At 48.7% G+C, this 22,521-nt stretch carries 20 protein-coding genes; 18 read left to right on the forward strand and 2 right to left on the reverse strand.

Annotated elements, in window-relative coordinates; translation table 11 throughout:
- Position 1 precedes the first annotated feature (1 nt).
- The 13 genes from purU (at position 2) to NSU01_RS06850 (ending at position 14,600) form a co-directional block, all read left to right on the forward strand.
- The gene (gene purU, locus NSU01_RS06790; protein ID WP_042134331.1) at positions 2-898 is read left to right on the forward strand and encodes a formyltetrahydrofolate deformylase; all 897 of its coding nucleotides are present in this window, start codon (positions 2-4) and stop codon (positions 896-898) included.
- Between the two features lie 272 nt (positions 899-1,170).
- The gene (locus NSU01_RS06795) at positions 1,171-1,950 is read left to right on the forward strand and encodes an SAF domain-containing protein (protein WP_076242381.1); all 780 of its coding nucleotides are present in this window, start codon (positions 1,171-1,173) and stop codon (positions 1,948-1,950) included.
- A 25-nt stretch (positions 1,951-1,975) separates the two neighbouring features.
- Entirely contained in the window at positions 1,976-3,046 is a 1,071-nt protein-coding gene (locus NSU01_RS06800; RefSeq protein WP_042134335.1) for a hypothetical protein, read from the forward strand.
- Positions 3,043-4,617 (forward strand): ATPase, T2SS/T4P/T4SS family, encoded by a 1,575-nt coding sequence (locus NSU01_RS06805; RefSeq protein ID WP_076242382.1) that lies wholly within the window; start codon positions 3,043-3,045, stop codon positions 4,615-4,617. The genes NSU01_RS06800 and NSU01_RS06805 overlap by 4 nt, the downstream gene beginning before the upstream one ends.
- Before the next feature lie 11 nt (positions 4,618-4,628).
- On the forward strand, positions 4,629-5,678 hold the full coding sequence (locus tag NSU01_RS06810; protein ID WP_076242383.1) for a hypothetical protein: 1,050 nt from the start codon (positions 4,629-4,631) through the stop codon (positions 5,676-5,678).
- Positions 5,679-5,689: 11 nt separating this feature from the next.
- A complete protein-coding gene (locus NSU01_RS06815) occupies positions 5,690-6,559 on the forward strand; it encodes a hypothetical protein (protein ID WP_144025956.1) in 870 nt (289 codons plus the stop codon).
- Positions 6,560-6,620: 61 nt separating this feature from the next.
- A complete protein-coding gene (locus NSU01_RS06820; RefSeq protein ID WP_042134342.1) occupies positions 6,621-6,830 on the forward strand; it encodes a hypothetical protein in 210 nt (69 codons plus the stop codon).
- Between the two features lie 5 nt (positions 6,831-6,835).
- Entirely contained in the window at positions 6,836-6,979 is a 144-nt protein-coding gene (locus NSU01_RS06825) for a hypothetical protein (protein ID WP_156118554.1), read from the forward strand.
- A gap of 15 nt (positions 6,980-6,994) precedes the next feature.
- Positions 6,995-7,375, forward strand: coding sequence for a hypothetical protein (locus NSU01_RS06830; protein WP_039296416.1), 381 nt, complete (start codon positions 6,995-6,997; stop codon positions 7,373-7,375).
- 20 nt (positions 7,376-7,395) lie between these two features.
- Positions 7,396-7,893 carry a hypothetical protein gene (locus NSU01_RS06835; protein ID WP_042134344.1) on the forward strand — a complete coding sequence of 166 codons (498 nt, stop codon included), beginning with the start codon at positions 7,396-7,398 and terminating at the stop codon, positions 7,891-7,893.
- 57 nt (positions 7,894-7,950) lie between these two features.
- A complete protein-coding gene (locus NSU01_RS06840) occupies positions 7,951-8,568 on the forward strand; it encodes a hypothetical protein (RefSeq protein WP_076242385.1) in 618 nt (205 codons plus the stop codon).
- 8 nt (positions 8,569-8,576) lie between these two features.
- On the forward strand, positions 8,577-10,841 hold the full coding sequence (locus NSU01_RS06845; protein ID WP_076242386.1) for a hypothetical protein: 2,265 nt from the start codon (positions 8,577-8,579) through the stop codon (positions 10,839-10,841).
- 573 nt (positions 10,842-11,414) lie between these two features.
- A complete protein-coding gene (locus NSU01_RS06850; protein ID WP_076242387.1) occupies positions 11,415-14,600 on the forward strand; it encodes a hypothetical protein in 3,186 nt (1,061 codons plus the stop codon).
- Positions 14,601-14,681: 81 nt separating this feature from the next.
- Here the strand turns inward: NSU01_RS06850 and NSU01_RS06855 are convergent, their stop codons facing one another.
- Positions 14,682-15,326: a hypothetical protein gene (locus NSU01_RS06855; RefSeq protein ID WP_042134351.1), complete on the reverse strand. Its 645-nt coding sequence runs from the start codon at positions 15,324-15,326 to the stop codon at positions 14,682-14,684.
- Between the two features lie 318 nt (positions 15,327-15,644).
- Between NSU01_RS06855 and tkt the strand changes: the two genes are divergently transcribed.
- Both tkt and NSU01_RS06865 read left to right on the forward strand, forming a co-directional pair.
- A complete protein-coding gene (tkt, locus tag NSU01_RS06860) occupies positions 15,645-17,696 on the forward strand; it encodes a transketolase (protein ID WP_076242388.1) in 2,052 nt (683 codons plus the stop codon).
- Positions 17,697-17,730: 34 nt separating this feature from the next.
- Positions 17,731-18,048 (forward strand): pyrimidine/purine nucleoside phosphorylase, encoded by a 318-nt coding sequence (locus tag NSU01_RS06865; protein WP_039296439.1) that lies wholly within the window; start codon positions 17,731-17,733, stop codon positions 18,046-18,048.
- A 498-nt stretch (positions 18,049-18,546) separates the two neighbouring features.
- Here NSU01_RS06865 and NSU01_RS06870 read toward each other — a convergent pair whose 3' ends face one another.
- Positions 18,547-19,449 (reverse strand): NAD(P)-dependent oxidoreductase, encoded by a 903-nt coding sequence (locus NSU01_RS06870; protein WP_076242389.1) that lies wholly within the window; start codon positions 19,447-19,449, stop codon positions 18,547-18,549.
- A 263-nt stretch (positions 19,450-19,712) separates the two neighbouring features.
- On the opposite strand from NSU01_RS06870, the gene NSU01_RS06875 reads away from it, so the two are divergent.
- From NSU01_RS06875 to NSU01_RS06885, 3 genes are all read left to right on the forward strand, one after another.
- Positions 19,713-21,068, forward strand: coding sequence for a glucose-6-phosphate isomerase (locus tag NSU01_RS06875; RefSeq protein ID WP_039296447.1), 1,356 nt, complete (start codon positions 19,713-19,715; stop codon positions 21,066-21,068).
- 130 nt (positions 21,069-21,198) lie between these two features.
- The gene (locus NSU01_RS06880; RefSeq protein ID WP_039296449.1) at positions 21,199-21,831 is read left to right on the forward strand and encodes a YigZ family protein; all 633 of its coding nucleotides are present in this window, start codon (positions 21,199-21,201) and stop codon (positions 21,829-21,831) included.
- Between the two features lie 4 nt (positions 21,832-21,835).
- Complete coding sequence (locus NSU01_RS06885; protein WP_039296452.1) at positions 21,836-22,417, forward strand: TetR/AcrR family transcriptional regulator; 582 nt, start codon at positions 21,836-21,838, stop codon at positions 22,415-22,417.
- Positions 22,418-22,521: the final 104 nt, after the last annotated feature.

Consider the following 22,521-nt stretch of genomic DNA (forward strand, 5'->3'; position numbering starts at 1 on the left):
TATGGAGTTACATGTGAAAAGAGATCATTCATCAGGCGGACAATATCCGGACCGGGCGCGTATGCTCATTTCCTGTCCAGACGGTCCGGGAATCGTAGCGGCGGTGTCGCATTTCTTGTACCAGCATGGTGCGAACATTGTGCAGTCGGATCAATATACGATGGACCCGGACGGCGGAATGTTTTTTATGAGAGTGGAGTTTGACCTGCCTAAGCTGGATGAACGGCTGGAAGAGGTGCGTACGATCTTTGGCGGCGTTGCCGAGCGCTTCAAGATGAACTGGCAGATCTTCAATGTAAGCCACAAGAAGCGGCTGGCGATCTTTGTATCCAAAGAGGATCACTGTCTGGTGGAGCTGCTCTGGCAGTGGCAGGCTGGTGATCTGGATGCGGATATTGCACTTGTGGTCAGCAACCATACGGACATGCAGGCTTATGTTGAATCCTTCGGCATTCCTTTCCATCATATTCCGGTTACGGCGGATACGAAGGAAGCCGCAGAGAAACGTCAGCTAGAGGTGATCGGTGATGATATCGATGTGATCATTCTGGCCCGGTATATGCAGATTATCTCCCCTTCGTTCATCGAGCATTACCGGCACCGGATTATCAATATCCACCATTCGTTCCTGCCGGCATTTGTCGGCGGCAAGCCGTACGCCCAGGCGTATCAGCGCGGGGTTAAGATTATCGGCGCTACTGCCCACTATGTGACTGAAGAGCTGGACGGCGGTCCGATTATCGAGCAGGATGTGCAGCGGGTCAGCCACAGCGATGATGTGAACGAGCTTAAGCGCATCGGACGCACCATTGAACGGGTAGTTCTGGCCCGTGCGGTGAAATGGCATATTGAGGACAGAATCCTCGTGCATCATAATAAAACAGTAGTTTTTAATTAAGCAGCGAAGCATTCCAGTTAACCATTACAACCACTCCGGTAAAGGTCAGGAATCACACGGATGCATATAACATCCTTCCGGCCTGATTTTTACCGGAAACATCTTCAGCCGGGAGCTTCTCCCGCAGCCTCAAGCTATACAACAACCTCACAGTAATAATCTAATACACTTCTCACCACTATAGGTAAAAAAGCATTTTATCGGCATTTTGGATCTCAAACCAAAATGTATTTTGTTATGTGCAGATTTCACATTCAAAGGGGGTAAAGGGCTTGTCATCACAACGCGGACATTTAGTAAAACGCAATTACATCTTTGCCTTTCTCATCCTGACCACCGGCTTCGGCGGATTGCTTGGCTATGATCTCTATTTCAAACCCTATGTACTCTCTCAGACAGTCGTCAAAATCAAGGTGGATGGCGGAGGCTTTTTACCGAAAAATTATGAGCTGAAGCCCGGAGATCTCTATCTGGATTCCGTGCAGACCAAAGACATTCCGGCTGGTGTCATCCGAAGCCTGGATCAGGTGGAACAGAAGATTACGAATGTGAATCTGACGGATGGCAGTATTCTGACCGAATCACTGATTGATGTGAGCAATCTGGAGCCGCAGCAGGATGAGGGGATATTTCCTATACCCAAAGAGGCGATCTATGCCATTAATGGTTCTCTCCGCAGCAGAGATAAAGTGGATATTTATCTGGTAGAAGGGGATTCGCCGGTTAAGGACCGGACAGGCTATAGCCCGGCAGCCGGGGCAGCAGATGCTTCCGCAGGCGTGAAGGTTTCAGGACCGGCATCTGCGGTGGATGAGGAAATTCAGCCGGCGCTTCCCGGCCGCAAAGTATTTCTCAGCGGAGTAACCGTGAATTATGTGCGCACTGAAGACAACAATGATGTGCTGGATTCGGAGAATGGCAACAACAATAACCGCTTCACCTCGACCGGGAAAGTAGCTACGCCGGAGCTGAAGCTGAAGAAGAGCGACGGGGAGCTGCTGGGGGCATTTTTGGAACAGGGCAAGAAGCTGTGGATCGTAAGAGTGGAGTAGGAGAGTGGAGCAGACAGGAGGAAAGATGAGCTTGAAAATATTCAGTCTGGGTATGGATCAGCTGACCATTAATGAAATAAAGCTTGCCGGATTTACGGTCATCGCCCAAAGCGTGTTGCCTGAGCCGGCGCAGGCCGGAGGACATCTGCTGATGGTGACAAGTGAGCAGGTACCGGTATCCGGACTCAGCGGGCTGCGCCGGAGTTATGCGGATTCCAACATTTTGTATGTATATCTGCAAAAAGGAGTGAGGGGGTATCAGGCCATTCATATGCAATGTGAGAGCCTGGGGATTTTCTTCATGCCTCCGCGTTCCACCTCATCAGCGATCATCGATAAGCTGCGCTACATGCTTGAGGATGAGCAGGCAGAGCGGGGAAATCTGATCGGATTCTTCGGGTCCGGGCCGGGCATTGGCTGTACAAGTGCAGCTAAGCTATTCGCCAGACGGATTGCGGCTTCGGGGCTGCGGGTGATCGTGCTGGGTCTTGATCTGTACGATCCGGGTTATGACCGTAAGACAGCAGTCAGTCTGGACAGGCTGCGGCCGCGGATTACCGGCAAAATGCTTCACGATGAGGACTTTGCCGGGTTTGTGAAACAGGAAGGATATTCGTATCTGCCGGGCAACTTCGATTATTTAAGCGCTCAGGACTATCAGGAGGAGGAGATCGAGTATTTGCTGGCCAGAGCAAGTGACAATGCCGATGTAGTGGTGGCTGATTTCGGGTCCATTCCGGAAAGTGCCGCCTGGTATGTGGGTATGCAGAAATCCGTGCTGCGGATGATTGTAACGCATCCCCGTCATGAATACAGGCTGCAGCCTCTGATGGAGCTGGCCGGGCATATGGATCTGCATCCGCAGGATTTCCAGTGGATCATTAACCGCAGCAATGTAGAAGAGCTGACCTCCTCCAAGAATCTGGCGCTGCGCTTTGGCAGTGAGATCCTGCTGGAGCTTCCGTATTACCAGCCTTTCCTGGAGAGCCTGCCGCTCGGCAAAAAAGAACTTCAGCATGTAGACGATAAGGTTCATGCGTTGTTGGTTTCACTGGGTCTGGCCTTGGAAGTCCGAAAGAAGGGAATATTTCAATGATTGAATATCCGGATGAAGCTTGGCCGCTGAAGCAGGGGCGAATTCCATCAAGATGGACTCCGCTAGACCCTGAGCATGGAAGACGGCAGGAAGAGGAGGACGGGAGCGGACAGGCACTGCCTGGATTAGCGAAGGAGACAGAGGACATACGGCTTTTCTCACTGAAGCAGAGCGTGCTCCGTACCAGTAAACCCGGCAAGGAAGACTTCTACGGCTTTCTGCAAAAAATGAAAAGTGAAATGAACGCCGGACTGGAGCGTGAGGATGACAGCTATTTCGAGCTAAATGCCAAGGCGTTGATTGGTGATCCGCAGGCAGTCAGCTTTTTCATGAACGAGATCGAGAAATATTTGCGCCGTACCCCGTTTACGGGCAAGGTGCCGGAGGCTTACCGTACAGCCGCTGAAGCGCTGTTTCATGAATGGAAAGGGTTCGGACCTGCGTACCGCTGGTTTACGGACCGGGCTTATAGTGAATCAACCGGTCTGCAGATGATCGGACGGCAAATTTTCTATAACCACCAGGGCAGGTTTGTAGCTTATCCGTATGAGATGCCTTCGCTGGATCGTGTAGAGCAGCTCAAGCGATCCCTTTTGAAAAGCGATCCCAACAAAAAGCTGAACAAGGATAACCCTTCGGTGGAATTCAAAATGGACGATCCCCTCTGGCCGGGCCGGTTCATCCGGTTAGCCATCTGGGTGTCGCCACGGGTCTGGGAAGGCTTCACCACCATATCGCTGCGCCGCCAGGTCGTCGAATTCCTGGATCTGGATGATCAGGCCGGCACAGAATGCATCCCTGCGGAAGCGATTGAACTGATCCGTGCGCTTACGGGTACGTTTCGTAATACGATTATCGCGGGTGCCGTAGGCTCGGGCAAAACCACTTTTGCCAATACAATTGTCGGAGAGCAGCTGCTCGGTTCCTCCTCCTGCATGGGAGTGGTGATGATTGAGAAGCATCCGGAGTCAATTCTGCCATATCAGATCAAGGGCCACCGGATCATTCCAATCCAGGCATCCAATGAGGAGCTGATGGAGGTCGGCGTGGAATCGCTGCGGCATGACCCGAACATTCTCTATATGACGGAGATGCGTTATAACGAATGGGAATTCTATCTGTGGAGCGGCGAGAAGGGCTATGACGGCATTACCGGAACCTTTCATACGGTGGATTCGGAGGATATTCCTTACCAGGGTGCATTTGCCGTATCTACACGGATTGGCGGCAGCCTGAAGGGGCATTTAATCTCAGCGCTGAAATCCTGTGAGCTGGTATTTATTCTGGAAAGTGTGCCCGATGGGAAGAAACGGCTCGCGCGGATATCCGAGGTTTTTTATGAGGAAGCCAGTAACTCGGTATTCGCTAATGATCTGATGCGCTGGGAGCCGGAGCAGTCGGCCTGGAGCTACAATGACAAGCTGACGCCGGGACTAATGCTGAAGATGAAGAAGAAGAATGCACGGGCCACGCGGCTTATGTTGCAGGAGCTTGGACATCTCGCTGCCCAGAAACCAATGGTGGACCCGCTGAAGGAAAGCTTGAAATCCAGGATTGTTTTGAACGAATGAGGGGGGAGCCTGTGGGGCTGCTGTACTATATCATCCAGTTTGTCTTTCATTTACTGGCCGCGGGCGGATTGTGGCTATTGGTGAAGCCGCTTATTGAGCGGCATTTATCGCAGTGGGGACAAAAGATGGATTTCCGGATGAACCTGAGGATGAGTCTGTTCGGCAAAAAGGTAAGCATGATTAATAAAAGAATGTGGCTATACCGCCATCTGGATGATTTGCTGTATTTTGCCCATAAGAGGTATGAGCCGGGAATCAGTGTTATGCGTTTTGTCACCCGTTCAGGCATGCTGTTCACGGGGGTTTTTCTATCGGGTCTGCTGACTCTGCGGGAGCTGCCGGGACATATGAGCTTTAATAATCCTTTCCTGGAGGGGATTGTGTTAAATGACGGTACAGCTGTGCAGGACGCTTGGCGGCTCCCGCTGTTTCTGGCAGTTCTCTCGGCAAGCATTCCATATTTACGGATGAGGTATACCTATGCTCAGAGGAAAGTACGGGGGAGCTACGATCTGCTCGATGTGATCAAAATCGCCACCAAATTCACTCATTTATCTGCGGATTCCATTCTGTCGAGAACCAGTGATTTGCTGGCCGGGGATAATGTGCTGAAGACTCCCTTGAAGCTGCTTGGAGCGGCGTTTGCCAATTACAGTAATGAACGGGAGCTGAATGAGGAGGCGGGGCGTTTTGCCGGAGCGATCGGAACAACCTTTGCCGTAGAATTCGTATCGGATCTGCTCTATTGCGAGAAGGAAGGCACACGTTATCTCAAAAGCTCGCTCATGATGCTTAACCGCTCCATGGAGCAGCAACGGGAGACGATTCTGACGGTCAAAGCAAGCAGCAGGGATGCGATTAGCCTGGGACTGTACGGAAATCTGGTTGTGCTGGTTTCTTCGGTTGGAACATTTATGTACATGCTGAAGCCCGACGTCTATTTCAAACTGCAGTTTGAGACTACCGTTGGTCTTACATTTATGATGGTCATCATTGCGGGAATGTTCATCTCGTTCATGATCAGTACCATCCTCGCCAGGCCCAAGCTGGACTACCACTAAGGTGATGAATAATGGATAGATTACTACTTTTGATAGCCGTAACAGGTATTGTGTATCTCGCTCTATTGGTTTTTGTCAGCAGCAGCAGCCGTCAGGAACGTTATGTGCTCCGTCTCGGCGTGAAATGGAAGGCCTTCGGGGAACGGGTGCAGAATGAACGGCTGCAGCACTTGCTGAATCAGAGCGGTCTGTCCATATCAGCAGGCAAAATCACACTGTTCCGGTACTCGGCGGCGCTGATTTATCTGCTGGTTCAGACGGCAGGTGACTTCGTACGTTCAGAGCCTTTATCTATTTATGATCCGCTTATTGCTGCGCTTATTCTGCTGATTACCAGTCCGCAGCGGGTTCTGCCCCTTGGCTGGCTGCTGGTCTGGCTGCATCAGAAGACGCTTATTCAAAAAGACGGGGAGCTGATTTCCTTCATCCGTCTCTATGAGAATAACCGGCTGCGCAAGCGCGGGTATGTGGAATTTGGAGCTTTTTGTGCAGGGACAGCCAGTCACTTCAATTATATCCGTCAGGATCTATATGAGCTCTCGGAAAGGGCGGTAGATGAGGGAACCGAACGTGCGATTGAATGGTTTTGCGGCAAATTTCCAGAGAACCACGCTTTCATTAATGATATCCGTTCGATTCTGCTGGCGACAGAGGGCATGGATGATGATCATGAAGCAGCGAATTATTTAAGGGAGCAGGGCAAGATTATCACCAAAATATCGAGCGACCAATATCTGAAGAAATGGTCCTTCATCGGCGATGTATCGACCATCATTAATGTAATTCCGTCTATCGCTACCTTCCTGATGATTGTATGTCTGGCTATGCAGTACATTATGCTGATTAAGGGCAATTTTAGCGGTGTGGGGATGTTTCAATGAGTGAATTTTTGTATATTCAAACAGCACTTAAAAATATAAAATAAAAAGGGAGATATTAACAATGAAAAAGGACGCTATTTCTACTGGTTTATTTATCGCTATCGGATTTCTGTGTGTGGCTATCGTAATCGCAATTCTGATTCCTGTCGTACGGGACGTAATTGACGATGCAGATGATAACAGACCGGTCATTCCGGCGGTTAGCCTGGTTGAGCCGTCAGGCTCGGGGGAAGCAGCCGTAACGTATACCATCGTTCCTCCTTTGGTTTAACGGAGATGAAGAAGGACTCGATTTCCGTCGCACTGTTTCTGGCTATTGGCTTTGTGATTGCAGGGATTTTTATCGCCGGGGCAACAAGCATTATCGGCGGCAGCCAGGATGATATCATTACCCATGTCAAAGCAGTTGAACAGTATTAAAAGGAGGCGCTGCGCTTGAAGGCAACCGTCCTCCGGGCATTGTTTATGTGGCTGGTGCTGTTCATTATCCTGCAGCCGATTTTTACGTATATTGATTATCTGCTGGATTTGCAGGTCAAAGCCAACACATCCTATATCACGCAAAAGGCTGCAACCGAAGGAATGGTTACAGCCTCTATGAGAGGCGAGGTCATCTCGAACCTGAAGGCTGTCGGTTTTCCGGAGAGCTCTATTGAAATTACTAGCAGTACGGAAATGATTCTTGAGCGCAAGCAGCGGATAGATGTGTATGTAACAGCGCCAAGGGTAAATCTGTTTCCCTACAATTTCTCCGGCGTCTCCCAGCCGACACGTTATTATGGGCACGGATCGATCATGAGTGAATATCTCGATTAACTAAGGGATGAAGCTGACCAATGGATTATATTATTAAGCTAGCGTTTGTCCTGCTGATCTTTATTTACTCCTGGTTTTTTCAAATTCAGAATCAGGAGTGGGACATCATGCGCAGTATGCTCAAGGATGCCAACAATATGGCGGTTCACGATGCATCACAGGAGTTGAACGAAGCAGCGCGGGCACAAGGTAGGTTGATTATTGACCCATCTGCGGCGTATGAGACCTTCCGCCAAACGCTGCAAAGTAATCTGGGACTGGACGACGGCTTATCCCCCTTAGCGGGGAGCCGGCTCCAGGCTCAAGTGAAGATCGTCAAGTTCGACATTGTGGATGAAGCGACGGGTAATACGTTTCCCATGCTCTATGAAGACCCTGCTTACGGCATCACCAAATACATACAGGGCCCTTCGGTCATCGCAGTTATTGAAACAGAGCATCCGGCCCTGATCTCCAGAAACAAAGTACAAGAAGCAATTACTGTGCCGGCGGTTCAAGAATATAAGCTGAATCATTAGCCATATGAGCTTCGGCGGGTTCTGATCCAACTACTACAATTAAGGGAGAGTACGATTATGAAAAAGACGATGCTCAGCAAAACAATGATGGGGAGAACAGCTGTAAAAGTTTTACTGGCAACAACATTGTTAGCCGGTGTAATTGCAGGTCAAGTTGGGCCTGCCAGTGCAACAGCTGCAAAACCGACGGCGGCTCCGATTATGAGGGATAATCTTTCGAAATATGGGTTGGTGAAGGATGTAGAGCTTCCGGTAACAGTTGAGGCTGGGGGACTTAGTTATACGCTGGAGAAGATTATGATTTATGATGCAAAGTCCAAGGATGCACAAGCGCTGATTAAGAAGTATGGGTACAATGTTGAACGAAAATATTTTATTTGGACAAAAATAACTATTACGAACAATAGCAAGACAGTTGTACAGTTTTCATCTAAGGATTTAAGCGAAAAATGGCGTCTGTATTTCGGGAAAGATGCTTTGACAGTTATGCCACAAAGTAGTGCCAACAAATTGAACAGCAAGGATGCTTTGTGGGTATGGAAACTTGAACCCGGAAAAAAGTTATCAACCTATCAAGCATTTTCATACGATGAGAATTTTAAAACCTTTGTGATTTGGGTAGATAACAAGGGTCAATTCACAGAAAAATACATCGTCAAACGAGCAGTAGAGTAGGTAGAGCCGTGAAGAAAATATATATTGTAGCGCTGTGCATACTCCTCCTACTCCCTTTTTTCACGAATTCCGCTGTACAAGCTGCTGATACAAAGTTGGGATCAGTAAGTATTCCTGTTTCAATAGGGTTAGTCGGATCAGACAACAGCGCCAAAACCTTCTATTTGGATCTCCCCAGCGGAGTAAGTAGTTCAGCAATTAAGACGGGAACTTTTAAATATTCTGGTAATAACAGTGTTATCGGTGAAATTGTCGTTGAGAACGGGAAAATAAAGCTTACGTTAAAGGGAAACGAGAAAGTTGAAACCTTTAAGGTTGAAGGTAAAGACCGTACTTATTCTAGAAATTTTAAAACTACTCCTGGTAATTCTATATGGCGTTATGCGGATGGTCGAAGATGGCAAATTAATGATTACGATGAAAAACTTGATGTAAATAAAAACTATAATGTCAATGCTCAAGATTCATCAACCCCATCTGGAGGTCCACCTAACAGAGTAGTCACTACCAAATCGATTCCTGTGGACCCGGGGCAAGCGAACTGGTACAAGAATGGAGTTGATACTGTTCCTTATAGTAGCGTTATACAGTCAAGCATCCAACTTAATGCACTATCTCTGGAAGATGATGCAGGAAAGGTTGGTACCAAAAATGGGAAGTTTGTTATTACGTACACGGTACCGTCAAGTAAGTATACTTTTGAAGAAGTATCGGATAGCTTTGAAAAAGGGCAATGGGTAGAAGGACGTTTGTATTACGTCACATTGCCTTATTACTTCACAGCCAATGCCAAGGTAACCTCATATAGCTATGCCGGTTCGGTAACCTTCGACTACGGCCTCCCCGATGAACCAACTCTAACCGGTGCAGCAATCCTCGAAAAGCCTTCACCCAATCCGGCAAAGTTCGAGGATAAAGACGTGCCGGTACAAATTAACCTAAAAGGGGAGCTGTTGGCATATAAAGATTCGTCTAACATCGAGGAATGGGTGTTTTATGCCAAAGAAAAAGGCAATGACAGCACACTGAAAACGCTAAAGGATTATTCTAAAACCCTTACGTCCTCAAAGAAAATAGATTTTACGATTCAAAAGTCAAAAGTGAAGGCACCTAGTATCACACAGGAATACGAATTAAGTATAGTCGTGAGGTTCAAGAAACCCGTTGTAACCAAAACGGGAACCATCACTTCATTGAAGGAGTCCTACACCGTGAAAGCCGGAGTGTATACAACTCCAACTCCTCCAGGCGGGGATTTTCCAGGACCAACTTCTCCTCCGAATCCTCCGCGAGAGCTGAAGCCGCCGATTGCCCTTATCTCAGCACCAAAGACGATTAAGGCAGGACAAGAATTTGAAGCCAGCGGCGCAGGCTCCTACGATACGGATGGCTTTATCAAAAGCTATTATTGGGACACGCCGAATGCTATAGGAGAATTGACAAATCGGCCGCGGGGGACCCTTTGGTACGATAAAGAGCACTTAGGTGAGCAGTCGCTGGCACTCACGGTTTTGGATGATGATTCAATGGCCGGGAGCACCAGTACTGAAATTACGGTCATTGAGCCGGTCCCGAATGCATCTATTTACGCTGAAGGAACCTTAAAACAGAACCGGAAGGTCATTATCCGCAGTTATAGCAGCAGCCCTACACATTACCCGTTGGTAGATTCTAAAACTAAAATCACCATCACTGCCGTTTCTGGCTGTACCAACGCAGACATTAAATACAGCGGGTCGCTGAATGACGTGCCAAGTAAAGATGTACTGTTTAAAAAGCCCGGCAGATATAAAGCAACAATCTATGTCGAGAATACCCTGGGGCTGTCTGCGAATAGCGAAGTGTCGTTTGATATTGTACCGGATGAGAAGCCCTTTGCTTACTTCACACTTCCTGGCTCTGCGTATCGTAACCCTGCAGATGGCAATCAGGCGACGATCTCTATCGATGACATGTCCTATTCTCCGGATAAGGATATTGTGGCCCGGAGGCTATGGGAATATCGCTACGATTCGAATAACAACGGGAATTTTGCAGATGAGAGCTGGGTCATCTTTAGTAACGAGAATTTAGATCATCTCAATTTTAAAGTGCGGGATGTTGGGCAGTACCAGGTAAGGCTCACCGTATTTGAAGAATTTGGTCAGCCCACGATTGATGAATTTGTTACCCAGGATGATCGCCAATCGAACAACTCAGACATCACACAGAATGCTATTGAACGAATCTTTAAGGTTAAAAATCAGGCACCAGATGTGGATTGGTCATGGTAGAAAGGAAAGAATATGCAGAAATTTAACAAGGTACTCTCAATATTCATGGCTGCTGTGTTATTGCTTCTAACCTGTCCTGAAGCTTTTCCGGGAAAGGTGCGGGTAGCTGCTGCGGGTGATCCCAATGTAATTAACTATATCGACATACATGTAGAGGCATTTAGCGATACTAGGTATTGGGAACCATATATGGGGGAAATCGGAGATGTAACTCTTGATATGCCAAGTCTTACTCTAAAAAATGTCCGATTTGACCTAACAACTCTTAACTTTGAATATGACGTCGTTCTGGATTCACCAATTATAATGAAATCGTCAAATAAGGATTGGTATTCTGACTACTGGAGAACTAGATTTGTGAGCATTTCCACAAGTTTTAGTTCGCCAACAAAGAGCGCTACAGTTAATTATAGGGAATGGTTAGTAAATGAGTTCCCGGCTACTCAAACATATAATACATTGAGTCTATCAGGACCACCTACGAGTCAGGTGAGTGTACCATGGGATCGGGAACTTCCTACCAAGTTAGATATTGTGGTATGGGCAAGAGATAGTCATTGGTATCACACTCCCATGAATGGTTGGGCGAATGCCGCCCAACGTTATTTTTACGATGTGCCGTTAATTATCAATTCAGCTCCAAGTCTAACCGTAACGACTCCGAGCGAACAGCAGCTCATTAACGAGCCGGGCTTCAGCGGGATGAACATTGAAGGATATGTACGCGATGTGGACAATAACGATGTGGTGGTCAGTGCGGAGATCCCGAATGTTTTCTACAAGAAAGTAACCATTCCGCAGGCATTATATAATAAACCATTTTCCATACCCATAGACGTTTTGGCAGACGGGATACCTCCTGGACGGCATACGATCACTGTCAAAGTCGTAGATCCATACAACTTCAAAGACGAGAGGACACTATATGTAAATGTGTCCTATAGGTTAAGGAATAAGTCTTTTATCTTAATCAATACACCTGTAGACATCACGACATCCTATACAGATTATGAAGGGGACCCGAAGTATCAAGACAGGTACCGGTATGATCACGATCCGAACTTTTTTGACAATTCGATGGGGATCATTGGTGACAGTGGTCTATGGCGGAATTCCCAGTATCAGTCATTCCCCTACAGCGGGGTGTATGTGGCCACCTTCCAGGCTCGAGATAATCCAAAAAGTGATGATCGGTTCGATGATTACCGGCTATGGAGCCGCGATAATTTATCATCCATGACGTTTCACGTACACCGCAAGCCGATTGCTCTGTTTAGTGCGAAGCTAACGGGGGGATGGCTCCAAATCACAGATAGCTCCTACGATCTTGATCATATTAAGGCGTATAACAAGGGCTTGATGGATTGGCAATGGCAGTATAAAATAACCGAATCTGAAATGTGGATGGACGGGCAACCGCCTGCGCAGCTGCCGACATCTGATCAATATGATATCCGGCTGCGGGTGCGTGATGTGGACGGAGAAAATGGAGCAGGAGTTTGGAGTGACTGGTGTGTGCGTACTGTTGGCAATGGGGGGAATCTCCCACCGGTTGCACTCTTTACGGTAGATCCCAACATTGTATCCTATCGTAAGTCTACGACGGTCACAGACAAGTCCTTTGATCCGGATAATGATCCGCTTGATGTGTATAGCTGGACGGTGGTTAAGGACGGCTGGCAGCAGGTATGGAGTCATTGGGGCGGGGCAACTACACCTCCGAATATTGCCGCCTACGGAGTGGGGACTTACCAGTTAACCTTACAGGTCCATGATAATCGGGGGCTTTGGTCAGAACCCTACAGCCAAACCGTGCAGGTCATGAATCATCCACCTGCAGCTGCATTCTATATGCCATCTGAAGTGTACCGGGATACGGTAATTCCGCTGGAAAATTTGACGCCCGATCCGGACGAGGATGGGGACAGACTGAGTTATGGCTGGAACGCACGGATCAATAACTCAGGCTATTATTATACCAGCGGTAATCGGAGTCCAGTGATAACGATCCGTGATTTAATTTCAAACTACGGGATATCACAGCAGCAGGCCATCTCTGATGGGTGGGAAATGCGGCTTACAGCATCGGATGGATTGCTGAGTTCGAATGCCACTCGGTTGTTTACGGTCAAGAATCATGTTCCAACGGCAGGAATCAATGGACCAGCGGTTGTATACCAATATGACAACAAAACCTACTATGGTGTGGATACGGATGAAGACTCGTCGGATGCAAGCAGCTTACAATACTACTGGAAGGTTACCAGCAGCGATGGAACCACAACAATGTACCGCACAGCCAATATAAATATAGATTTCCCGGACACAGGGTCCTACACCCTGGAACATTGGGTAGTGGATCAAATCGGTGCAAAGTCAAACGTGGCTAAGCTAAAGATTGATGTCATTGAAAACCAGGCTCCAGCTATCACGCTTACGGCTCCGGCAGGTACGGTTACAAATCCGACTGTTCTGGATGCAGAGCTGCAGGGCGATCCTCTCATTGGGTGGAACTACAGTGATCCGGAGAACGATCCGCAGGAGAAATACCGGCTGGAGTTCTTCGCGAAAGACGGACAGTTGGCCAAAACAGTCGAGAATACAGATTCTACCGGCGGATTGCGTCAGTATCAGGTGCTTAATCCCACCTTTGAACGGTTCGCGATCTTCAGCCTATACGCCCGGGCTTATTCAAAAGGCTCCTGGTCGGAAGTCTCCAATGAAAAAGCCTTCATCATCGATAATCCGCCGCATGCCGGTTTTACCCTGATGACGGATACGGGCCGCAATGCAGCAGCGGTACCCATTTACCGGACGGATGTACTGCAGATCACTGGCACTGCAACAGATGCGGATATCCCGAAGGGCGACAGTATTAAATATCAATATTTCCTTAAGCCTTCAAGCGGGAACGAAGGGTTGGCCAGCATACAGGAGAGCTTCACCAAGCAATTCACGTCAAACGGAACCTTCGCGCTGCGGCAAGTCGTCACGGACAGTCTGGGACTATACCGGGAGCTGTCGCAGAATATCACGGTCGTGAACCGGATTCCGGCTGTGAATATTATTTATCCAACCAGCACCAGCCCATCCAGTCCAACCATTGTTAGTACACTCACCCCTGTGATTCAGTGGGATTATCAGGATGAAGACGGCGATGTGCAGCAACGCTTCAAAGTACGTATTATTAATCTGGCAAGCGGGGCGGTAAAGGCCCAGTCCGGTGAACAGGTATCCGGCGCTAAGCAGTGGAAGGTTCCTTCCGGCATGCTTGCTGAGAATGAGAAATATGCTGTGGAAGTTGAGGGGTATGACGGGTTCGGCTGGAGCAGTGTGTCTCCGCGCAAATATATGATGGTCAATCTGCTCAGCATTAAGGGGGCTGTCCAGCACACAGAGGAGTGGAACAGCAACCGTCAGGCTTACAATTTGAATAAAAGCGGGAATGCGGAGAGTCCGCGGGGGTATACTGTTTATTGGGCGGGTGAGAAATTCGTGCTGCAGGGCACGGCAACCGGATTGCCGGATACCGTTCAGGTTACAATGAGCGGAGGGTATACAGCGCAGCTGAGTCCGACCGGAAGTGACAAGACCAAGTGGACAGGCGAATTGGCAGACCCGTCGTTTGAACAGCTGCCGGATGGTCCGGTTACGTTCACTTTTACCGCGACTAATGAATTCACCACCAAAGTCGATTCAGTTACGGTAACCATTCTGGGGGATTGGTCAGAATATTATCAGAGTCATCGCGTAAAATAACGGAACTTAGTCACTCAGCTACCGGTATCTTATTCTTATCTGTTCATATCACGCAGCATCCTACGGGCGGAGGGAGATCGTTCAGACGATCCCCTCAGTCCGTTCTTCGTTTAAGCGGAGCATTCGTGCGGCAACCGCCCCCGGAACGGGTGAACTGGTGGTATGTAAGCTGGATGTGAGGAGAGCCACACGATTATTACGGCGCATATAATAGGAAAGTTTGCCGCTGAATATCTTGTGGGCACACAGGGACGAGGCGAAATCCTCCGGAGTTACGAAGCAGGAGGGCTTGGCCACCGGATGCACGGCCGTTTCTTCAAATACAGAGGCTACAAATTGTGAGCAGAAAAAAGCATCCTCCCTGTCGATCCGGATATTCAGCAGCACACCCACCAGGCCGAGCAGATGATATTTATAGCGCTCCTGATTCTGCATCATACCTTGGACATGGTTGTACATGGTGTCATACTCTTCGGCACTGACTCTAAGCTGATAGATGGCACAGTCTGCACTGCTGTAGAACGGATGGATAAAGTTCTCATGGATCAGTCCGGCGATAAACGGATTGTGCACTCTTTTTCTCCCGAAGCTGTAGACCTCGCGCAGTTCACTGTCAAAGGCGATCGAAGCATGATTCAGCTCTGCTTTGGTGAACCATTTAATAATTCCGCTGAAGGCCGTACCCGTTCCGGTAAGCACAACATAGATATCTCTATTTGCAGTCATCTTCGAAATCCCTTTCTGCTGGAAGTAATGGATAATCCGGTAAAAAATATTGCTGAGGTACTTCCATCTTACTGTATAAATCAGCTTTGTAAAACAAACTTTAGTCTTAGATAGAAACTAGACTTAAGGCTAAGTTCCTCCATCCCAGTATTGCATCCTCCCCAACCCTTCCGAAACTCTGCGAAGCTGGTGGTAGAGTGCATAGACCTGGCAGAAGCCGCTAACTATAAGCTGTAGCAAAAACAATTGGAAATGCTTCCACTTACGTGATACAATAATAGTCAAAATGACATTCTTGATTTGAGGAGGATTATTTTAATGACTGAACAAGCAAAAAAAGATCAAGCCATTCATAAAGAAGAAAACTCGACGGTGGACAACCTGGCCATCACTACGATCCGTACACTTGCTATTGATGCGATTGAAAAAGCGAATTCCGGACATCCCGGCATGCCAATGGGTTCCGCACCCATGGGATACCAGCTGTTCGCCAAGACGATGAATCATAACCCGGATCACCCGACTTGGGTAAACCGTGACCGTTTTGTATTGTCCGCCGGACATGGCTCCATGCTGCTCTACAGCCTGCTCCACCTGAGCGGCTATGATCTGCCAATGGAAGAATTGAAGCAGTTCCGCCAATGGGGCAGCTTGACACCGGGACATCCGGAGTTCGGCCACACTGCAGGTGTAGACGCGACAACCGGTCCGCTTGGACAAGGTATCGGTATGGCTGTAGGTATGGCGATGGCTGAAGCGCAGCTGGGTGCTACTTACAATAAAGACGAACATAATGTAATCGACCATTATACGTATGCGATCTGTGGCGATGGCGACTTGATGGAAGGGATCTCTTCCGAGTCCGCTTCGCTTGCCGGCCATTTGAAGCTGGGCAAACTGATTGTAATGTATGATTCCAATGATATTTCCCTCGACGGCAAGCTGAACCTCGCGTTCTCCGAGAATGTGGCCAAACGTTTCGAAGCTTACGGCTGGCAGGTTCTGCGCGTAGAAGACGGCAACGATCTTCCTGCACTCGGTAAGGCTCTTGCTGAAGCTCAAGCAGACAGCAGCAAACCAACATTGATCGAAGTGAAGACCGTTATCGGCTACGGCAGCCCGAACAAACAAGGTAAAGGCGGCCATGGTGGTACTCACGGCTCCCCGTTGGGTGCTGATGAAGCGAAGCTTACGAAGGACTTCTACAAGTGGGTATATGAAGAAGATTTCTTTGTTCCGGACGAAGTACGCGCCAGCTTTGCAGAAGTGAAAGCCAAAGGGATCGCAGCTAACAAAGCATGGGATGAGAAATTTGCAGCTTACAAACAAGCTTACCCTGAGCTTGCTGCACAGCTCGAAACTGCACTGAACGGTGAGCTTCCAGCAGGCTGGGATGCCAATCTTCCATTCTACAAAGCAGAAGACAAAGCAGTATCCACCCGTGTCGCTTCCGGTAATGCGCTGAACGGTTTGACTGCCGGTATCCCGCAGCTGGTCGGAGGTTCTGCTGACCTTGAGAGCTCGACAATGACTCACTTGAACGGTCTGTCCCAGTTCACTTCTGAATCGTATGACGGCCGCAATATCTATTTCGGCGTCCGCGAATTCGGTATGGCTGCGGCTATGAACGGGATTGCACTGCACAGCGGGCTCAAAGTATTCGGCGGTACGTTCTTCGTATTCACAGATTACCTGCGCCCGGCTGTCCGTCTGGCTTCCATCATGAAGCTGCCGGTAACCTACGTGCTTACACATGACAGTATCGCTGTCGGTGAAGACGGTCCTACCCATGAGCCGATTGAACAGCTTGCGTCCCTGCGTATCATTCCAGGCCTTACCGTGCTTCGTCCGGCTGACGGCAACGAAACTTCGGCAGCTTGGGCTTATGCTATGGAGAACACAGCCAATCCGGTAGCGCTGGTACTGACCCGTCAGAACCTGCCGATCCTGCCGGGAACTGTGGACGGCGTTCGCGAGAACATCAAACGCGGCGGCTATGTAGTTTCTGATTCCAAGAATGGTACCCCGCAGGCACAGATCATTGCTACAGGCTCTGAAGTACAGCTGGCTGTTAAGGCTCAGGCTGCTCTTGCCGAAGAAGGCATTGATGTCCGTGTAATCAGCTTGCCGAGCTGGGATCTGTTCGAGAAACAGGACAAGGCTTACCGTGATTCCGTAATTCTGCCTGAAGTGAAAGCCCGTCTGGCGATTGAAATGGCGCAAACCTTCGGCTGGGAACGTTATACAGGCGATCAAGGCGACATCCTGGGTATCACTACCTTCGGCGCTTCCGCCCCTGGCGACACAGTAATCAGAGAGTATGGCTTCACCGTGGAAAATGTAGTCAGCCGCGTGAAAGCCCTGCTATAATAGACGGATTAACCATAAAGGGGAGAATAAGCATATGAGTCAGTTTACGGGCGCGACAATTCAAAAAGCAGCGAATATCTATTACGACGGAAAAGTTACCAGCCGTACAGTTACTTTAGAGAACGGTACTAAGGTGACACTCGGTATTATGCTGCCTGGAGTGTATGAATTCGGCACAGAAGGTCCAGAGACGATGGAAATCCTCTCCGGCAATCTTAAAGTACTGCTTCCCGGTACTGACGTGTGGAAAGACATCGACGGAACAGAAACGTTCCATGTTCCCGGCAACTCCAAGTTTGCGCTGGAAGTCTTCGCATTAACTGATTATTGCTGTTCTTACCCGATTGTGTAATTTAAAAGTATAGAAATGTAGAAATCCTCCGGGAGCTTTAGGCTGCCGGGGGATTTCTTTGTGTGCAGATAATGATTGAAATGGCGCGGGTCATGTCATAGACTGCCTATAGTTCAAGGTGATTTTGTTAAAATTCCGCCCAGAATACAACATTCTCCTCATTGAATCGGCCCAAATCCAAGTTACACAACGTTATAAGTGAGGTATTGGCGTATTCGGCTAGTCCCATATCAATTGAGGTAAATGAGGAGAGTGTTGCCATATAACCGGAAATTTGTTACCATTACATAAGAACGTATGTTTGTTGTTGTTGAGCTCTCAGAGGTGCAGAGAAGTGGGATTTTTAGGCTGCAATCGGATAATTACATAAGCTGTAACTAGGGAGAACGAACCTAAGAGAGGGCGAGCCCTGCACTTAGTGTATTTTAAATTTGCAGCTAAAAGGCGCAGCCTGAAATCCGGCTGCGCCTGCAGGAATTGTTGATTGAGTATGGTTTATTATTTCTGGTCAGCCTTGCCGCCGATCTTCTGGCCGATCCAGTCTTCGTAAGATTTCACCACAGCAGACAGGTCTTCATCCCCGTAGCCGTGATTGAAGCCCGCCTGGAACATACTCTTGGCGACACCAAGCATAGGCGAAGGTACGCCGGTAGAATCGCTGAGCGAGGATGCCAGCTTGAGATCCTTGAGCATCAGAGCAAGGGAGAACTGGTTGCTGAAATCATTATCAATAATCTTCTGTCCCTTCAGCTCAGCCTGCTTGCTGCCTGCCGATCCGTTCTTCACCAGCTCGAGGAACTTGTCTGCGGGAACACCTGATTTCACGGCGATGGAGAAGCCTTCGGCGAGGGCGACATTATGAATGCCGACCATGGCATTGTGAGCGAGCTTGGCTACGGCACCGCTGCCGTTAGCACCCATATGCAGCAGCAGTCTGCCCATGGAGTCGAAGATATCACGGTGCTCTTCAATCACTGCGGCGCTGCCGCCAACCATGAAGACGAGGGTGCCTTCGATGGCTGCAGGTTTGCTTCCCGTTACCGGAGCATCGAGGAAGCTGCCGCCCCGTTCTTCCACGGCTACGGCAATTTCCTTCGCGAGGCCTGGCGAGATGGTGCTGGAATCCACAACGGTGGTTCCCGGCTGAAGGGTAGCCAGAATACCGTTATCACCGTAGAATACTTCCCGGATCGAATCATCATTGCTGATCATGGTGATAATAACATTCTTGCCTTCTGCCGCAGCTTGCGGAGATGCAGCAACCTTCGCGCCTTCCTGCTCCAGAGGTCTGCATTTCTCTGCTGTGCGGTTGTACACCGTAACCTCAAAGCCGCTGCGCAGCAGGTTAGACGCCATAGGCGCTCCCATCGTTCCGAGTCCGATAAAGCCGATCTGTTTCATTTCATTTCCACCTTTGCTCTTTGAGATCATAATATAGAAACTAAGTTTGTCTACATTCTATCAGAAGGTCCTGGCATGTTCCACAGAACAGGTTTCCGGTTCCGGACAGTAAACGCTTCCATGGAATTTTCATAAACATGGTTCCAAAGCCGGGGATATGCCTTAAGACCTTGCCAGTCAAGGCAAATTAAAGTATCCTAGATAATAATGTTGCAACAAACGGTGTCAAATCTAAAGAGATAAACAGGAGGCTACCATTACCGATGTCCAAGAAGATTAATTTTGACTACACCAAAGCCCTTTCCTTCTTCAGCCAGACCGAGATTGACTATTTCGCCGCTCCGGTGAAACTGGCCCACGAACAGCTGCATAACAAGAGCGGAGCCGGCTCCGATTACCTGGGCTGGATTGATCTCCCTACAGCGTACGACAAGGAAGAATTCGCCCGTATTCAGCAGGCTGCCAAGAAAATCCAAAGTGATTCCGATGTACTGATCGTTATCGGTATCGGCGGATCTTACCTGGGAGCACGCGCAGCTATTGAGGCGCTTTCGCATTCGTTCTACAACAACCTGTCCAAGGACAAGCGCAAGACTCCGGAAGTTTATTTTGCCGGCAACAACATCAGCTCTACCTACATCACGCATTTGCTTGATCTGGTAGAAGGCAAAGACTTCTCCGTGAACGTAATTTCCAAATCGGGTACGACTACTGAACCGGCTATTGCCTTCCGAATCTTCCGTGCAGCACTGGAGAAGAAATACGGCAAGGAAGAAGCACGCAAACGTATCTACGCAACTACAGACAAGGAGAAGGGCGCACTCAAGAAGCTGGCTAACGAAGAAGGCTACGAGTCGTTCATTATTCCTGATGATGTAGGCGGACGTTATTCCGTTCTGACACCGGTAGGCCTTCTGCCCATCGCTGTAGCCGGAATCAACATTGAAGAAATGATGCAAGGGGCCGCAGCTGCAGCCGATGAGTTCAACAATCCGGATGTAGCTACGAACCAGAGCTATCAATATGCCGCAGTACGTAACGCACTTTACCGCAAAGGCAAGACTACGGAAATCCTCGTGAACTACGAGCCGTCCCTGCACTTTGTATCTGAATGGTGGAAACAGCTCTACGGAGAAAGCGAAGGCAAGGATTACAAAGGAATCTATCCTTCCTCCGTTGACTTCTCGACAGACCTGCACTCCATGGGTCAGTTCATTCAAGAAGGTAACCGCAATATCTTTGAAACGGTTATCCAGGTAGAACAGGTACAGCACCATGTATCGATCGAGTCTGATCCTGATGATCTGGACGGACTGAACTTCCTGACAGGCAAGACGATGGACTTCGTGAACAAGAAGGCCTTCCAGGGAACCATGCTGGCGCACACAGACGGCCAAGTGCCGAACCTGATCGTCACTATTCCTGACCAGACGCCTTATACTTTCGGCTATCTGGTGTACTTCTTCGAGAAAGCCTGCGGCATCAGCGGATACCTGCTGGGTGTGAATCCGTTCGATCAGCCGGGCGTTGAAGCTTACAAGAAGAATATGTTCGCATTGCTCGGTAAACCGGGCTACGAGAAAGAAAAGGCAGAGCTGGAAGCCAGACTTACTGAGTAGTTGTAACCATACGCGCAGATCATTCATACTAAATGTAAGTCATCAGGGAGCAGTCCATAGGTAACCATTACCGGGGGCTGCTCCTAATATATATCAAGTTATCATATGTATATTAAGGAATGGACAACAAATGCTGGAACAATACCGGACGGTACGTGCTCCCGGTTCACGGGAAGTCGTAATCCGTAAATCACGCTTCATCGGACATGTAATGCCGGTGGAGAGCGAAGAAGAAGCCGTGCAATTCATTGAAGACATCAAGAAGCAGCACTGGAACGCTACACATAACTGTTCTGCTTATATGATTGGTGAGAGGGATGAGATCCAAAGACAGTCGGATGACGGTGAACCGAGTGGAACGGCCGGGAAGCCGATTTTGGAAGTAATCCGCAGCCAAAAGGTTAAAAATGTCGCTATTGTAGTTACCCGTTATTTCGGAGGCATTATGCTGGGCGCAGGCGGACTGATTCGGGCCTATACAGACGGCGCAGTGCTGGCACTGGAAGCCGGAGAGGTGATCACCCGTGTGCTGAGGCGGGAGGTGTTCGTGGAAATCGAATACACCTGGCTGGGCAAGGTGGAGAACGCGCTGCGGGGCAGAGGCATCCAGACTGGCGAAACTTTATTTACGGATAAAGTTACGCTGCTATGTCTTCCGCGCAATGATGAAGGTGACGCATTTATCGCATGGATAACCGATCTTACCGGGGCGCAAGCCCAGGTTACGGAAGGGCGGCGGCTTTACTACAGCGAAGGGGAATAAATTTATGGCAAGAAGAGCAGTGGAGCAGGAATTGTCGAGGGAAAGGATATTGGAGGCGGCGAGGCATCTTTTTATAACCAAAGGGTACCGGGCCATTTCGATGCGCAGCATCGGCCAGCATCTGGGTTATAGTCACGGTTCTCTCTATTACCACTTCAAAGAGAAGGCTGAATTATTCTACGCAATCGTAGTCGAGGATTTCAATCATGTGGCTACACTGCTGAATCAGGCAATGAGCATGCCCCCTGAAGAGGGAATGACCCGTGTTGAACAGCTGATTATGGAGTTCATCCGTTTCGGGCTGGATCATCCGTACCAGTATGAGATCATGTTCATGATCCGCGATGAAGAGCTGCTTGCTTATTGTAGAGCTGAACAGGGTCGATGTTTCGAGTTGTTTGCAGGTATTGTCCGCCGTCATATGAAGGAAGAGGGATATGTGTCGGAAGACTGGCAAAGTGTGCCGCTGACCCTGTTCTTGTCTGCTCACGGATTTATCTCCTATTATATTCAAGATAAGGTGCTTTTCGAAGATGTGAAGCAAGCCGCACTTACTCATGTCAAAGTATTAAGCCGCAGTTTATAATAGCTGTTTTTTTTAGCAATCCGCACTTTAGAGCGTTGCATTGGTATAACATTGATTGGTGAAAGTGTTATAGAAGCTATAAATAATATAGAAAGCAGCTCCGC

The organism is Paenibacillus sp. FSL H8-0259, assembly GCF_037963255.1.
In the GTDB taxonomy this organism is placed as follows: Bacteria; Bacillota; Bacilli; order Paenibacillales; family Paenibacillaceae; genus Paenibacillus_AQ; species Paenibacillus_AQ phytohabitans.